Genomic DNA, 16,320 nt, shown 5'->3' on the forward strand with positions numbered 1-16,320 from the left:
GATCGCGTTCCGTTCCCGGCTACAGCGGCAGCAGGTGGTGCTTGCGCGGGTTGCGGGCAAGCGACTTGTCCCGCAACAGCTGTAGCGCGCGACGAAGTTCGAGCCGGGTATTCGACGGCTCGATGACCGCGTCGATGTATCCGCGCTCGGCGGCCACCCACGGCGTCGCCACCGTGGCGTTGTAGAAATCGATCATCTGCTGGCGGATCGCGGCGCGCTGGTCCTCCGGCGCGGCATCGATCTGCTTGGCCCCGATCAGGCTGACCGCGCTCTCCGCGCCCATGACCGCGATCCGCGCGGTGGGCCAGGCCAGGTTCACGTCCGCGCCCAGCTGCTTGGAGCCCATCACGGCGTAACCGCCGCCGTAGGACTTCCGGATCACCACGGTGACCTTCGGCACCGTCGCCTCGACATAGGAGAACAGGAAGCGGCCGCCACGCTTGATGACGCCGATCTTCTCCTGCTCCACACCGGGCAGGAACCCGGGCGTGTCGACGACGAACACCAGCGGGAGTTCGAACGCGTCGCACAGGCGCACGAAATGCGCGGCCTTGTCCGAGGCGCGGGCATCCAGCGCACCCGCGTACACCATCGGCTGGTTGGCGACCACACCGACGCTGCGCCCGTCGACCCGGGCGAATCCGGTGATGACGTTGCGCCCCGCCGACGCGCCCACCTCGTGGAAGGCGCCGTCGTCGAAGATGCGCAACAGGATCTCGTGCATGTCGTACCCGGCGTTGTCGGAGTCCGGGACGATCGAGTTCAGTTCCAGGTCGCTGTCGGTGGTCTCCGGCTCCAGCCCGGGGTTCACGATCGGCGCCAGTTCCTGGCAGCTGGTCGGCAGGTAGCTCAGGTAGTCGCGCACCCAGTCGAACGCGGCCGTCTCGTCCTTGGCCACGTGGTGGATGTTGCCGTACTCCGCCTGGCTGCGCGCGCCGCCGAGTTCCTCGAGGCTCACGTCCTCGCCGGTGACCTCACGGATCACCTTCGGCCCGGTGACGAACATGTACGCCTCTTCGGTCGCCACCACCACGTCGGTGTTGATCGGGGCGTAGACCGCGCCGCCCGCGCACTTGCCGAGGATCATCGAGATCTGCGGAACCAGGCCCGATAGCGGCTCCTGCCGCCGCCCCAGCTCGGCGTACCAGGCCAGCGAGGTCACCGCCTCCTGCACGCGCGCGCCGCCGGAGTCGTTGATGCCGACCACCGGGCAGCCGACCTTGGCCGCGTACTCCAGGATCCCGGCCACCTTGCGGCCGAACATCTCGCCGACCGAACCGCCGTAGACGGTCTGGTCGTGCGAGAACACCGCGACGGGCCTGCCTTCGACCAGGCCGTGCCCGGTGACGACACCGTCGCCGTAGAGCGCGGCGGGATCACCCGGTTTGCGCACCAGCGCACCGATTTCCACGAAGGTGCCCGGATCGAGCAGCATGTTGATCCGGTCGCGGGCGCTGGGGATGCCTTTCTTCGCCCGCTTGGTCACCCCCGCTTCACCCGCCGGCTCCTGCGCTAATTCCAGTCGCTTGCGCAGGTCGGCGAGTTTTTCGGCAGTAGTGCTCACTTGGCCCCTTTCGCCTCGATCGCGGCGAGTTTCGCGGTCAGGTCGGCTCCGATCTTCCCGATCCGCGGTTCGTCGATGATCTGCAGGTGGTCGCCGGCGATATGGACGACCTCCAAATTCGGGATGTACTCGTCCCAGCCGCCGTTCGGCACTCGATCGGCGAAGCGTGGCTCGAGCTCGATCATCCCGTCGTGATAGCGATCGGCGAGGTAGAGCACGACGTCGCCGTCGTAGTGCGAGGGTTGGGTCCGAGCGAGGTGGCGGCTATCGATCCAGGAGGTGCGCTGGTGCTCCAGGACGCCACCGGGGATCTTCGCGCCACTGATCTTGATCAGGTCGCTGATCATCTTGAACTGCTCTTCGTCGGAGGCTGCCGCCAACGTCTCCAGCTGGTCGCGGTCCAGCTCGCCCTCGACGCCATAGGTCTTCTTGGCGAAGGCTTGGTAGCGCTCGATCCGGCGTACCCGCTCCTCGGGACTGTTGTCCTCGCCCTGGGTCGGGATGGCCAGGTCGATCAGGCCGACCACGCGCACGTCCGCACCCTCGGCACGAAGCAATTGCGCGGTCTGCATGGCCAGCACCGCACCCAGCGACCAGCCGTACAGCACGAACGGACCGTCGCCCTGGATCTTGCGCAGCTCGGGCAGGTACTGGCGGGCCCGTTCCTCGATCGAACCGTCCACCCGCTCGAAGCCGTACATCGGCGTCTCGGCGGGCAGCCGCTTCAACAGCGGTTCGTACACCAGCGTGTTTCCGCCCGAGGGATGGAACACGAACACCGGCACGGCATTCGAGCCCTCCGCGCGCGGCCGCAGCGGACGGACGAAACCGTCCACGTCCGCGCCGCTGTCCTGCAGTTCGCGGACGATGTCGGCGAGCTGCTCGATGGTCTCGCAGTCGAGCACGTCATCGATGGTGACTTCGGCCTTGACCCGTTCGGTCAGGCGCGCGGCCAGCTTCTCCGCGGTGTCCTCGTCGAGAATCGGCAGCGTGTTGAAGATGCCTCCGGCCGACTTACCGGTGACCACCGCCCAGGTGGCGAAGGTCAGGCGCTCGGCGGCGTCACGCGGCGGGACGTCGTCCTCGTCGGCGGGCTGCTGCGCGCCGCCGAACACCGCGGCCGGAGTGGCCGGAGCCGCCGCCTGGGCAACCGGTTGCGCGGCGGGAGCCGTCGCACCTTCGGCATCCTTTTCGGGGCTCGCCGCTGTCGCGGGGGCCGAATCAGCCTCTGCCACAGGCGTTTCCGATGCGGCACCGACCTCACCGACCGTACCGGCATCCGGCGACGCGGGCGTGGCGCCCGCCACCGCGGCCGCCGGGTCTCCGCCGTTGGCAAGGGCCGCGCGGGCCGTGGCGATGAAATCGGCGTCGACGGCCAGTTCACCCGTACCGCCCGCCGCCTTGTCGGCGGCCTGCTGATCGGCCATCGCCTGCACCTCGTCGCGGTGCTCGATCGCGTAGCGCAGCACCTTGCCGACCTCGTGCAGGCTCGCGTCGCGCACGGCCTGCACCTGCAGCTGCGGGATGTCGAACTCGTACTCGACCCGGTTCTTGATGCGCATGGCCATCAACGAGTCCAAGCCGAGTTCCATCAGCGGGATCTCCATCGGGAGATCCTCGACGGCGTAACCCATGGATTCCGCGACGATCAGCGCGAGCCGCTCCTCGACGGTCTGCGTTCCGTTCGGATCCCAGCGGTCACCGAAGGTCTCCACGACCTCGATGTCGGCGTCGCTCTGCGTCTGCGCGGCGATCGCCGGGACCGGTTCGGCGGCGACGGGTTCCGGCAGCGGAGCGCCGGAGTTCACCACGGCGTCGAACACCAAGCGGAATGCGCTGCCCTCCTTGGCGTGGACCTGCACCGACGCGCCGCCGGGATGCGGGGTGAGCGTGGTGGTGAGCGTGCCGGCAGCCGGGATGGACGCGTGCGGGATGGACGCGCCCAGCGAGACGTCGCTGAGCACCTGCGCCGCCGCCGTGCGTACCAATCCCGCGAGATCGGTCACCGAGGACGCCTGCACTTCCCAGACGTGCCTGCCGTCCGGCAGCGCGACGTGCGCGCCGGGGATCCGGCCGTTGCCGCCGCCCGCGGACAGCTGGACCTTCGGCCAGTACTCCTTGCGCACGAATGTGGTGCGCGGGACGTCGGCGTAGTCGCCCGGCCCGAGCAGCGAGAACAGATCCACCTTGTGCCCGTGCACGTAGAGCTGGGCGAGCGCGGCGATCACGCCCGCGGACTCGTCCTCCTTGCGCTTGAGCGTGGGGATCAGCTGCGCGTCGTGCACGCCAGCGGCGAAGGTGGTGCCGAGGACCTGCATCAACGCGACGGAATTCGGCGCCAGCTCGAGGAACGTGGTGTGGCCCGCGTCCACCGCGAGCTTCACCGCGTTGGTGAAGTACACGCTGTGGCGCATGTTCTTGACCCAGTAGTCCTCGTCGTGGATCGGGTCGCTGCCCGCGCGGAAGTACTCCTCCTTGTGCACCGTGGAGTACAGACCGGCCTTCAGCTTCGTCGGCTCGATGCCGGCCAGTTCCGCGGCCAGCTCGCCCAGCAGCGGATCCATCTGCGAGGTGTGCCCCGCGCCGCGGGTCTGCAGCACCCGGGCGAACTTGCCTTCGGCCTCCACCCGCGCGACGATCGCCGCGACCTGTTCCTGCGGGCCGCCGATCACCGTGTTGGTCGGCGCCGCGTACACCGCGACCTCGACGTCCGGGTAGTCCGGCAGCAGGTTCGCGACATCCTCGGCGCTGTACTCGATGAGCGCCATATTGCGCACGTCGTCGTCGCTGATCATCTGCTCGCCCTCGCCCATCAGGCGGGAACGGGCGCAGATCACGCGGACCGCGTCCTCGAGCGGGAGACCACCGGCGATGTACGCGCCCGCGACCTCGCCCATGGAATGGCCCACCACCGCTTCGGGTTCGGCGCCGTGCGCGCGCAACAGCGCGGCCAAGCCGATCTGGATGGTGAAGATGCCGACCTGCGAGGTACCGACGTTGTAGTCCTGGCTGTCGTCCAGGAACAGTTCGCGCACCGAGTATCCGGCCTCGTCCTGCACCAGCTCGTCGACCTCGTCCACGGCCTTGGCGAAGATCGAGTTCTCCAAGTACAGCTGCTTGCCCATCTTGCGGTGCTGCGCGCCGAAACCGGCGAGCACCCACATCGGGCCCATGGCCGCGGGGGCGTCGGCGGTGAAGACGCCCGGGCCCGGCTTGCCCGCCGCGATGGCGCGCAGTCCGGCGATTGCCTCCTCGTGCGTCTTGGCGAGCACCACACCGCGCGAACGCCAGTGGCTGCGCTTGGCCAGCGACCGCGCCACGTCGACGAGCGGGGTCCGTGCCCCCGCCTCGGACTCCAGCCAGTCGGCCAGATCGGCGGCGGCGCGGCGGCGACGCGACGGCAGGTAGCCCGACACGGGCAGGATCTGCGGCAGCGGCTCGGTGCGCTCGGCGGTCCACTCGGCAACGGGCGCGGCCGCATCGGCGGCCGCCTCGGCCGCGGCGCCGAGGGCGTCGGACTCCGCGTCCGCGTCGGCGGTCTCGTCCGCCAGCGCGTCCTGGTCCAGCTGGGCCTCGAGTTCGGAGAACGGAGCATGGGTCTCGGCGGCGGCAGGCACGTACTCCTGCACGACGAGATGCGCGTTGGTGCCGCCGAAGCCGAAGCCGGAGACTCCGATGGTGGCCTTGCCGCTGTAGCGCGGGAACTCGGTGGGCTCCTCGACGATCTTCAGGTGCGCCTGGTCCCACGGGATGTAGGGGTTCGGACCGGCGAAGCCGATGTTCGGCGGAATGACGTTGTGCTGCAACGACATCACCACCTTCGCCAGGCTCGCCGCACCGGCGCCGGACTCCAGGTGACCGAAGTTGGTCTTGGCCGAGCCGAGCAGCGCGGGCTTGTCGGCCTCGCGGCCACGGCCGACCACCCGGCCGAGCGCGTCCGCCTCGATCGGGTCACCGATCAGGGTGCCGGTGCCGTGTGCCTCGACGTAGTCGACCGACGACGGCGCGATGCCCGCGTCGCGGTAGGCGCGGCGCAGCACTTCGGCTTGCGCGTCCGGGTTCGGCGCGAGCAGGCCGTTGGACCGGCCGTCGTTGTTGACCGCCGAACCCTTGATCACGGCGTAGATCGTGTCGCCGTCCCGCTCCGCGTCGGCCAGGCGCTTCAGCACCACCAGACCGCCGCCCTCGGAACGGACCATGCCGTCGGCGTCCTTGGAGAACGCCTTGATGTGCCCGTCCTTGGCGACGCCGCCGTTGGCGTCGAAACCGAGCGTGGCCATCGGCGCGAGCAGCATGTTCACCCCGCCGGCCAGTGCCAGGTCGGCGTCGCCGTTGCGCAGCGCCTGCACCGCCTCGTGCACCGCGACCAGCGTCGAAGAGCACGCGGTGTCCACGGCCACCGACGGGCCGCGGAAGTCGAAGAAGTAGGAGACCCGGTTCGGGATGATGGACGTGACGCTGCCCATGATCGCGTACGCCTCGGCCGATACCGGCACGTTCGGATCGCGCTCGCCGCCCAGTCCGAGCGCCGCGAGCAGCATGAAGTCGTTGCCCGATGAGCCGATGAACACACCGACCGGCTCGCCCTTGAGATCGCTGGCCGGAATCCGGGCGTGTTCCAGGGCCTCCCAGGTCAGCTCCATCATCAGGCGCTGCTGCGGATCGACCCGCTCGACCTCGACCGGCGACATGGCGAAGAACTCGGCGTCGAAGCCTTTGACGACCTCCTGATCGAGGTAGCCGCCCTTGGTGTTGGCCTTCTCGATCGCCTCCGCCAGCTGCGGCTCGGCCATGAACTCCGACCAGCGTCCCTCGGGCCGCTCCCGGATGCCGTCACCGCGGCCTATGAGGAAATCCCACGTCGACTCGGGGGTGTCGCCCGCGCCGGGCAGTCGGGTCGACAGACCCACGATCGCGATGTCGTGCGCCTCACCGGGGCGGTAACCCGCGGTGTAGAAGGCGTCGTCCTCGGATTCCTCCGGCACGTCCGGCTCGCCGTTGATGATCCGCTCGGCCAGCGCGGCGATGGTGGGATGCTGGTACACGATCGTCGCGTTCAGCATCACGCCGGTCAGTTCCTCGATGTCGCCGCCGAGGGCGATGGCATCGCGCGAGGCGAGCCCGAACTCCTCCATCGGCCGGTCAACGGTGATCTGCTCGATCGGTTGCCCGGTCGCCTCGGCGACCCAGCGCCGCAGCCACTCACGCAGCTCCGCCACCGACATGTCGGTCTGCGCGCCGCCCTTCGCGGACTCGGCCGGGGCGGCCGCGTCGGCGACGGTCTCCACGGGCGCGGTATCGGTCGTCTGGGTGGGCGTGCCCTCGTTGTCAGCCATCAATTCCTCAAGCTACCTGTCTGCGTACCGGGCGTACCGTGAATTGACGCCCGGCGCGTGGGAAGGTCGGCGCCGAGCGTCGATGGTCGGTCCGAGGCCGCCCCTGGCAATTACTCTTCCGGTGCATCGGGGAAAGCCTGCTGGGTGTAACCACCCCGCAGCGTTCCCTCCAGATAGGCCGCCCGGCAGGCACGTCGGGCGATCTTGCCGCTGGAGGTGCGCGGGATCGAACCCGCGGGCACCAGCAGCACGTCTCGAACGGTCACGCCGTGGCGCTGCGAGACCGCGGCGCGCACCGCGTCGGCGATGGGCAGCGGATCGGCCTTGCCCGCACCCGGACCGCGCTCGCCGACGATGACCAACTGCTCGGAGGCGTCGTCGGCGTCGAACTGCAGGCCGGAATGGCTGCCCTGCTCGAAGACCTCGGCCGGGAGCTGGTTGGCGGGCACCGAGAACGCCGCGACGAAGCCGGGGCGCAGCGCGGTGCTGGCCTCCTGCGCGGAGAACTCCAGGTCCTGCGGGTAGTGGTTGCGGCCGTCCACGATCACCAGGTCCTTGACCCGGCCGGTGATGTAGAGCTCGCCTTCGAAGTACACGCCGTAGTCGCCGGTGCGCATCCAGTTCGCGTCCGGCTCGGTGCCCTCGGCGTGGCTGCCCTGCGGCAGGCGCTCGGTGACCTTGTTCTGGAACGTCGCCGCGGTCTCGTCGGGACGACCCCAGTAGCCGATGCCCATGTTGTTGCCGTGCAGCCAGATCTCGCCGACATGCCCGTCGGGCAGTTCGCGGCCGCCGCCGGACTCGACGGACTCCGGATCCACGATCGTCGCCCACTGCGAGAGCGCGACATAACCGCAGGACACCTGCGCGATCGCGTCTTCGTGGGACTGGTCGACCTTCACCATGCGGCCCGCGTTGAGCTCCTTGCGGTCGACGTAGGTGACCTTGGCCTCGTCCTCGGCCTTGGTGGCGGAGACGAACAGCGTCGCCTCGGCCATGCCGTAGCACGGCTTGATGGCGGTCTTGGGCAGGCCGTAGGGCGCGAACGCCTCGTTGAACTTCTTCATCGACGAGGTGGTCACCGGCTCGCTGCCGTTGATCAGGCCGATGACGTTCGACAGGTCCAGCGACTCGCCGTTCTTCGGCAGACCCCGCGCCGCGGCGTGCTCGAACGCGAAGTTCGGTGCGGCGGCGAAGGTCCCGGCGCCGTCGGAGACCGCGGCCAGCTCCTTGATCCAGCGGTAGGGGCGGCGCACGAACGCGCTCGGCGACATGATGGTGATGTACTTGCCGCCCACCGCGGGCAGGATCACCGTCAGCAGGCCCATGTCGTGGAACAGCGGCAGCCAGGTGACGCCGCGCGAGTTCCAGTCCAGGTTGATCGCGTCGACCATCTGCAACAGGTTGGTGCCCACCGCGCGGTGGGTGATCTCCACACCGGCGGGCACCCGGGTGGAGCCCGAGGTGTACTGCAGGTAGGCGATGTCGTCGATCGCGATGTCCGGACGCACCCAGCTCTCGCCGACGCTGTCCGGGATCGCGTCCACCGCGATGATGCGCGGGCGCTGAGCGGCGGGCAGCGAGCGGAAGAACTGCCGGACCCCGGCCGCGGAGGAGCTCGCGGTCAGGATCGCCGAGGGCTCACAGTCGCCGAGCACCGCGTGCAGGCGATCGGTGTGGCCGGGCTCGTCCGGGTCGAACAGCGGGACCGAGATGGTGCCCGCGTAGATCGCGGCGAAGAAGGAGATCACGTAGTCCAAGCCCTGCGGTGCGAGGATCGCGACCCGGTCGCCCGGGTTGGTCACCTGCTGCAGTCGAGCGGCCACCGCGCGCAGCCGTATACCGAACTCACGCCACGTCAGCTCCTGCGCCTCGCCGTCGCGCTCGCGCGAGTAGTCGATGTAGCGATACGCCAGAGTGTTCGCGTCGTTCCGGGTGTGCTTCTCGACGTGATCAACCAGGGTGTGATCCTCGGGAATGCGGATGTTCCCGGTTTCGTCCAGGTAGTCGTCGAAAGTCTCTTCCATTCCTTCTTCTCCTCCGAGGCACACGCAGCAAGACGGCGAGATCGCCGCTGTTACCTGTGAGGCCCCGACTCGCTTTCGCCCGCGGGTGCTCCAAGTGCAGAGCCAGCCTGCAGATTTTGTGCGGTCTGCGCGGTGACCGCTATCGGCTAGATGTCCTCAAACCAGAGTCATGTTACAGAGAAGACCGGCTCACTCGTCCCGCAGCAGGGGAATAACGGGGGCGAACGCGTCCATCTGGGTGGGGAATACACCGACGTAGGACATCGAGGTGAGTTGCCGCACACGTCGGATCTGCTCGGCGATCTCCTCGAAAGTACCGATCGCCACGTAGGGCGAGTTCAGGATGTCCTCGACGGACAGCTGGACGTCGACCTCCAGGTTCGGGTGCAGTCCCCGGTCCAACGCCGACAGTGCCATCTCCGCGGTCTTCTCGCGATCGTCGGTGATCACGACGGCGGTGATGGCCCAGTTCAGCTCGATGTCGGCGAACCGGTCACCGGCGGCCTCCTTGATCAGATTCACCTTTTCCACGGCCTTCTCGATGGTGATGCCGGAGAGCAGGCCCTTACCGTTCTTGGTTGTCACCGGAACGACGGAGACGATGTCGGCGTGCTTGGCCGCCAAGCGCAGCATCTTCGGACCGCCGCCGCCGGTGCAGATCGGCGGGCGCGGGCCCTGCCGCGGCCGTGGCGTCCCCTTGACGCCGCGGACCTGGTAGTGCTTGCCCTCGAAGGTGCACTCCTGGCCGCGCAGCAGCACGTCGATGATGGTCAGCGCCTCGTCCAGCTTCTCCAGCCGGACACCGGGCGACTCGTACGGGATGCCCGCGTTCTCGAACTCCTCCTTGATCCAGCCCGCGCCGAGACCGACCTCGAGCCTGCCCTTGGACAGCACGTCGATGGTCGCCAGATCCTTGGCCAGCACCACGGGGTGGCGGAAACCGTTCGCCAGCACCGAGGTGCCGAGCCGGATCTTCTCGGTGGCCTGGGTCAGCGCGCCGAGCGCCGCGATCGGACCGATCTGCTCGCCGAGGTGATCGGGCACCACGAAGGTGTCGAACCCGTACTCCTCGGCCTGCTGAGCGGTCTGCACGAACTTGCGCGCACCGCCCTCCTGCTTGTTTCCTTCGCCGGCCGCCGCGAAGCGGAACGGACGCAGCGGAGTGCCCAGCGCGGTCAACGCAGCATCCGCGTCACGGCTCGCCGTGGTGGCCGGTGCGGCGGCTTCTGTCATGAACTCATGCTCCTGGCTGTAAGGAAAATACGGGCGCGACGCCCGCACTCGGTCTGCGCTGCGGCGGTGCCCGGCGTCGCGATCACCAGCGCACTTTACAGCGTGCTACCCAATTCGAGTTGCGCTTGTCACGCCAAGGGGGTGCGGGGTATCTCACGGCCTGTGAATTTTCACGAATGGGCGGGATGCGGCGCTGCCTCGATGAGGCCCGCCGCCCAGGCGGCCGTCCACTGCGTCGCGGTGGTGCCGTCGCCGTCGACGACGAAACCGTTGTAGAGGGCGTGCACCGGGTTGCCCGCCGCGCGGACCAGGGCGTTCACGCTGCCCAGGATGTTCCACGGACTCAGTGCCTCCCGCGGCGCGTCGCAGATCAGATCGCCCGGCGCGCACATCGAGTAGGTGCGATCGGCCAGCGCGCCGAAGCCCCCTTGACGCGGACCGGTCATCGTGATGCCGGGCACGTTCAACCCCTTCAGCGCGACTTCGGCACCCACACCGGCCGGAGGCGTGCCGACCTGGATCGCCTGACCAGGGCCGTTCTCGCCGGTGCGGCGTCCGTCGGCGATCAACGTCACGCCGAGCACCAGGTCGGCGGGCACCGGACCGTCGCCGGCGCCGATCTGCGCGGCGACGTCACCCGCGATCACCGCGCCCTGGGAGAACCCCGCGAGCACATAGGTGGTCAACGGGCACTCCCGATGCCGTGCGGCCATGACGTCGATCATCCGCTGCGTGCCCTCGGACCGGCTGTTGTTGTAGGACTGCTGGCCGTCCGGCGGGATCGCGATCGGATTGGAGAACTGCGCGACGTAGGGAACCGTGTACACCTCCACCCGGTCACTCGGGAACCGCTGAGTGATCGGGCCGGTGACATTGAGCATCAGCGACACCGGGTTGGCAGTCGGATTGTGCGGATCGTCGAAACTGTTCGACTCCCAGGTGCCCGGCACCGACATCATCTGCACGTCGGGACAGCTGGCGGGCTGCGAGGTCGGCCGTTCCGGCGGTTTCGGACCGGGACCGGGCGGGCGCAGACGCCCCGCGAGCAGATACCACAGCAGCAGCACTACCAGGACGATCAGCAGGACGACGCCGATCACGACCAGACATCCCGCCGGCCTGGACCGGCGGGAGGTCGAACGGACACGCGAACTCACTGGCAGTACGTGGCGCGAGCGGTCGAGATGTAGATCTGCCCGGCCTTCTCCACCGGCATCTTGGCCGGGTCGAAGGACGGATCGGAACCTGCCATGGCGTTGACGAAGGTCATCAGATCCTGATCGGAAGCGCCCGCCGCGGTGCCCTGGCAGACGTAGGCGCCGATGCTCAGCGCGATGTCCGGGGTGGACGGGGTGACACCCTGCTTGGCCAGCTCGTCGAGGAACCGCTTGTCCTTGTCGGTGAGCTTGGAGGTGTCCGCGGGCGGGACGGCCTCGGTCGGCACCGGCTGCGGACGCTCGGGCGCCACCGTCGTGGGGGGCTGCTCCGGCGCGGGAGCGGGCTGCCCGGTGTCGGCGGGCGCCGAAGCAGCAGGCGACGTCGTCGTCGCCGTCGTGGTGCGGGCGGGCGTCGGCGTGCTCGTCGCGGTCGAATCATTGTCGCCGCACGCGGCGAGCAGGCCGGTCACGGCGATCGCCGCAACCACGCCGAATACCTTTCCACGGGTCCGATGCATGAATTCTTGTCCTCGATCTGTCGCTGAGCGGGGGTCGGGTCGCCCACCAGGCTAGCTGGGTCGGATTTGCCACGCCTTCGGCGCTGCGTGTTCGCGGCTGTGTTGGTTTGGCTGCGACTTCGTCGCGGCGTGTTCGCGGCCCCCTTGTGGCTCGCATTCGAGTGACCGCCGCTTGCTCCTTCGTCGCCTGCGCGGCGGCCACTCGAATGCGAGCCGGGCCGCGAACGGGCAATGCTAGGTCTCGCTTCGCTCGAAACCGGGAGTCGGGCCGACGCGGCTGTGCGAGCGTGAACTCACAATCCGCATGTACGGGTCGTGGTCAGGACAGTCGCGCCACTGACACATTCTCGGTCCGCCTTCGCTGAATTCGATCGTGGGCTCGGCCGGTGCGTGAACGGTCACGCGCCGTGGACTTTTTTGCCGTCGCGCACGGCTCGCTCTGTCGCCGCTCGCATTCAATACCGGACTCGGCCAGTCACGTGAACCCTGCACAAGCCGTCGACATCCCGATTGCCACCGCCCACAGCTCGCTCCGCCACTCACATCCGATACCGGGCTCGGCCGGTGGCGTGAGTGGTTCACAGGCCGTGGACTTCCGGTTTGCCGTCGCGGACGGTGATGAATCCGCCTTGGAAGTTCTGTTGTATGCCGTCCGAGAGCGGGAATTCGTCGCCGGTGGGGTAGCCGAGTTTGCCGTTCTCGTAGCCGGTCTCGCGCCACGCTTCCAGGATGGGGCCATTGCGGACCGACCACGCGCCCGAGACCGGGCTCCAGTAGATGTTTCCGCCCTCGAAGCGGCTGAACCGGCCCATGTCCTTCAGCGCCTGCTCCCCGGCGACCGGGAAACCGAGCGGGCTGTTCTCGAAGCCCAGCTGGGCGTATTTGCCGAGAATGAGACCCTGGACGTGGTGCACGCCGGTGGACGGGCTGTAGTAGAACGGACCGTTCTCGAACGCCTGCACCGCACCGTCGCGGCTCGGGGTCTTGACTTCCGGCGCGGCCGGGTAGCCCGCTGGGCCGCGCTCGAATCCTTGCTTGCCCCACTCGTCCAGGATCGCGCCACGCACGACCTGCGTGCCGGTCTGCGGCGTCCAGTACAGCGAGCCGTGCTGGAAGGTCTGCAATCTGCCGCGGCCGTCCTCCAGCGCGCGGTCCGCACCGGTCGGCAGGCCCAGCGGTCCGGTAGGTCCACCGGCCGCTTGGTAACCGGCGCCGAGCAGGCTGCCGACCGGGTACGCGCCGCTGCCCGGCGTGAAGAACACCCGGCCGCCCTTGAAGTCCTGCGCGGTGCCGCCCGCGACCGCGTACTCCCCGGTGAGGCATTCACCGAGCCATTCGGTCGCGGCGGCCACTTGGCCGATCGCGCCCCCTGGCTGGCAAGCGGGCTTGCCCTCGTCGGTGCCCAGAGCGGACGCGGCCTGTTTCCAGGACTGCCGCATCTCGAAATCCCAATACGGCCAGGAGTGGGTGCCGGACGGGCGGTAGTTCACCTGCGCCGGAATGGCCAGCTTGGACAGTTTGGTCACGAAATTCTGCGAGGTGAGCCGGGAGAGGATCTCCAGGCCCATCCCCGCGATGTTGGTGCTCACCCCCGGAATGCCGAGGGCTTGGTCGTAGGGACCGATCGCGCCGCTGCCGCTGGAGACGTAGAGACTGACGCCCCGCAGTTTGTCGGCCAGCGCGTACGGATCGTGCGCCTCCCAGGCCGGGCCGGTCTGCGGGCCCCACATGGCGGCGGAGTCGAACCCGCCCGCGTCGCGCATCGCGAACTCGATGGCCTGCGGCATGCCCAGCGTCGTCGTGGTCAAGAAACCGGAGTACGACGCGGCGTGCCGCGCGAAGCCGGGATTGCGGGCGGCGAGGAACATCGCGGCCGTGCCGCCCATCGACAGCCCTTCCACGCCCCGCACGTTCGTCGCCCGCCAGTGGCTCTCCAACAGCGGCGGCAGCTCCTTGGTCAGGAAGGTCTCCCACTTATAGGTGCGCCCGTTGTCCGGCTCCAGCCAATCGGCGTAGAAGCTGGACTGCCCACCGACCGGCAGCACGACGGTGACGTTCTTGTCGGCGAAGAAATCGACCGCCCCCGCCTCCTTCGTCCAGCCGTTCTCGTCGTCGGTCGCGCGCAGGCCGTCGAGCAGGAACAGGACGGGAAACCTGGCCTCCGGGCGGGCGTTCCAGTCCCTGGCCAGCAGCAATTGCACCTGGATCGGCACACCCATCGCCGGCGATGTCACCCACAGCGCCACGCGTCGCTCGCTGAGCCACTGAACCTTCTCCAGCACCGGCGCGGTCACGACCGCCGTCGGCTGCGCGGCGGCGGGGGCTTCGACGGACGTACTCGCGGCTAGGGGGACCATTATCGCGGTGGCGAGCAGCATGAGCCGCCCGCGTGCCGAACGAGCGCCGAGACGCCCGCGTATGCCACAGCTACCGCGCGTAATCCCTGCCACAAGAGCTTTGTACTCCCGTTATAGCAATGTTCATGGGAGACACGCGCTGCACAGCAAACTATGTTCGCTGCGTCGCGATCCGAACTGCCCCCGAACGCAATTCGGGCCGCACCGAATCGGTGCGGCCCGAATGTGTCGAGACTTGTCAGGTCACCAGGCGCCGGTGGCGTCCAGGATCATGTTGCGCGAAGCGAACAGCTGACCTTCCCAGTACTTCCAGGAGTGCGTGCCCGCGGCCGGGAAGTCGAACCGGGCGGGGATGCCCAGCGAGTTCAGGCGGACCTGGAACGCGCGGGTGTTCACCAGCGACAGGGCTTCCAGCGCCATCGCGTTGCCGGTGTTGAACACGCCGACCGCCGAGTTCGGCTGGTCGAACTGACCCGGCAGGCCGCTGGCCGCCGAGATGTACATCGGCAGGCCGCGCAGCTGCGGCGCGAACACGAACGGGTCCATCCGCAGCCACTGCGGGCTCCACGGCGCGGCCATCGAGTCCACGTTGTAGCGGCCTGCGTCCAGCATCGCGATGCGGATCGCCTCGCGCATGCCCGGCGCGGAGATGTTCAGGTAGCCCGAGTAGGAGGCGGCGAACTTGAACTGGTCGCGGTGGTAGGCCGCGAGCGCCAGCGCCGCGCTGCCACCCATGGACAGGCCGACGACCGCGTTGTTGGTGCGCGAGACGCCGTAGCCCTCCAGGAAGGCCGGGAGTTCCTTGGTGAGGAAGGTCTCCCACTTGTAGGTGGTCTTCTGGCCGTTCAGGTTCGACGGCGCGTACCAGTCGGTGTAGAAGCTGGACTGGCCGCCGACCGGCATCACCAGCGTGATGTTGTCGTTGCCGAACTGCTGCAGCGCGTTGGTCTCGAACGACCACGCGTTGCGGTCGTCGCGGGCACGCAGACCGTCGAGCAGGTAGAGCGCCGCGTTGCCGCCGCGCGCGGCCCACTGCACCTGGACCTTGATCGGGCCCATGCTGGAGGGGACCATCAGGTCCTCGAAACCACCCGCGGGCGCTCGCAACACCGGCGTCTGCGCCGACGGCGCCGCGGTGGCGAGAGTCGGGGTCGCCATGCCTGCGGCGATCGGTAGCGCCAGTACGGCGGCACCGACAGCCAGAATTCGACTACGCCAACCGCGCGGCGCGCTTCGCCGTCCCGACGGTGTTCTCTTCGGGCCGGCCGCCCTGCCGAAACGCATGAATCCTGCTCTCTTTCTGCTGTTGTGGTGCCGCTCGCCACCCGAAGGGCGAGGCGGCACCCGTGTTGCCAACGAGACGCGCGTCACGGACATGGGTCCCGACAATCCGATCCCCGTGACGGCGCTACAACGATCTGGTCACACTTGCGCTCGCTGGACGATATTCGACGCCCTTCGCTTTAGCAAGATCCGGGTCTTTCCACTGGTCGAAATCCATCCGTGTGCGCAAGGTAATGGTGCGGTGACCTTATCGCGTTCTCGCGGTGATGTCGTGTTGGAACGCAAGATATTTGCGCCCCTGGCAGGAACTGTCACCGACCCGAGATCTTCGCAAACCCGGCACCGGCCGCCACCCGCCTCGGACACCGGGCGTCCAGGGAGGGGACCGCACCCCGACCGAGGTCCGTGAACGAACCGTGATCGGAACCGAGATCTGCCGTGATAGCCACGGAAAGGACCTCGAGCAATCAGCTCCTATCACGGATGACCATACATCAGCGATCAGTTAGCAAACATTCAGCGGGCTAACGCTCGCCCATCCAGCGGCGGGGCGTCGCGACAGCCCGGCAAGCCCGACAGGCCGGCGACCACTCAGACCCCAGAGGCACACCACACACGCGGAAGCCTTCCCATAGCCCCACAGCCATCCAGCACACACCCACACAGGAGCATTTCCGCCAGCCCTCAGCCCTCCAGGACGCGCACTCGAGGGAAGCATTTCCACACCATCCCAGCCCTCAGCGCACACACCACCCAGGGACATTTGCCGCGAACCGCTCAGCCCTCCAGGACGCGCCCTCACGCGGGAGCATTTCCCACCACCAGCCCTCCCTCCAAACACACCAAC

Annotated in this window: 8 protein-coding genes; all 8 read right to left on the reverse strand. The window is 68.4% G+C overall.

Annotated elements, in window-relative coordinates; translation table 11 throughout:
* Positions 1-19: 19 nt before the first annotated feature.
* The gene (locus HOV91_RS13190; protein WP_174185657.1) at positions 20-1,564 is read right to left on the reverse strand and encodes an acyl-CoA carboxylase subunit beta; all 1,545 of its coding nucleotides are present in this window, start codon (positions 1,562-1,564) and stop codon (positions 20-22) included.
* Positions 1,561-6,900 (reverse strand): polyketide synthase Pks13, encoded by a 5,340-nt coding sequence (gene pks13, locus HOV91_RS13195; RefSeq protein ID WP_174185658.1) that lies wholly within the window; start codon positions 6,898-6,900, stop codon positions 1,561-1,563. Before pks13 ends, HOV91_RS13190 begins: the two co-directional genes overlap by 4 nt.
* 110 nt (positions 6,901-7,010) lie before the next feature.
* The gene (fadD32, locus tag HOV91_RS13200) at positions 7,011-8,924 is read right to left on the reverse strand and encodes a long-chain-fatty-acid--AMP ligase FadD32 (protein ID WP_174185659.1); all 1,914 of its coding nucleotides are present in this window, start codon (positions 8,922-8,924) and stop codon (positions 7,011-7,013) included.
* Between the two features lie 189 nt (positions 8,925-9,113).
* A complete protein-coding gene (locus HOV91_RS13205; RefSeq protein WP_083887306.1) occupies positions 9,114-10,157 on the reverse strand; it encodes an LLM class F420-dependent oxidoreductase in 1,044 nt (347 codons plus the stop codon).
* A 170-nt stretch (positions 10,158-10,327) separates the two neighbouring features.
* Positions 10,328-11,320: a cutinase family protein gene (locus tag HOV91_RS13210; RefSeq protein ID WP_217440300.1), complete on the reverse strand. Its 993-nt coding sequence runs from the start codon at positions 11,318-11,320 to the stop codon at positions 10,328-10,330.
* A complete protein-coding gene (locus HOV91_RS13215) occupies positions 11,311-11,802 on the reverse strand; it encodes a DUF732 domain-containing protein (protein WP_312884587.1) in 492 nt (163 codons plus the stop codon). Before HOV91_RS13215 ends, HOV91_RS13210 begins: the two co-directional genes overlap by 10 nt.
* A gap of 608 nt (positions 11,803-12,410) precedes the next feature.
* Positions 12,411-14,210, reverse strand: coding sequence for an alpha/beta hydrolase-fold protein (locus HOV91_RS13220; protein WP_174185662.1), 1,800 nt, complete (start codon positions 14,208-14,210; stop codon positions 12,411-12,413).
* A 222-nt stretch (positions 14,211-14,432) separates the two neighbouring features.
* On the reverse strand, positions 14,433-15,347 hold the full coding sequence (locus tag HOV91_RS13225) for an alpha/beta hydrolase (RefSeq protein ID WP_438822655.1): 915 nt from the start codon (positions 15,345-15,347) through the stop codon (positions 14,433-14,435).
* Positions 15,348-16,320: the final 973 nt, after the last annotated feature.

The organism is Nocardia barduliensis (genome assembly GCF_013315795.1).
Taxonomy (GTDB): domain Bacteria; phylum Actinomycetota; class Actinomycetes; order Mycobacteriales; family Mycobacteriaceae; genus Nocardia; species Nocardia barduliensis.

Bases quoted from the DNA above. Each gene is read 5' to 3' on its own strand.
- pks13 (WP_174185658.1), bottom strand. From the start codon at position 6,900: ATGGCTGACAACGAGGGCACGCCCACCCAGACGACCGATACCGCGCCC.
- fadD32 (WP_174185659.1), bottom strand. From the start codon at position 8,924: ATGGAAGAGACTTTCGACGACTACCTGGACGAAACCGGGAACATCCGC.
- HOV91_RS13205 (WP_083887306.1), bottom strand. From the start codon at position 10,157: ATGACAGAAGCCGCCGCACCGGCCACCACGGCGAGCCGTGACGCGGAT.
- HOV91_RS13220 (WP_174185662.1), bottom strand. From the start codon at position 14,210: ATGCTGCTCGCCACCGCGATAATGGTCCCCCTAGCCGCGAGTACGTCC.
- HOV91_RS13225 (WP_438822655.1), bottom strand. From the start codon at position 15,347: ATGGCGACCCCGACTCTCGCCACCGCGGCGCCGTCGGCGCAGACGCCG.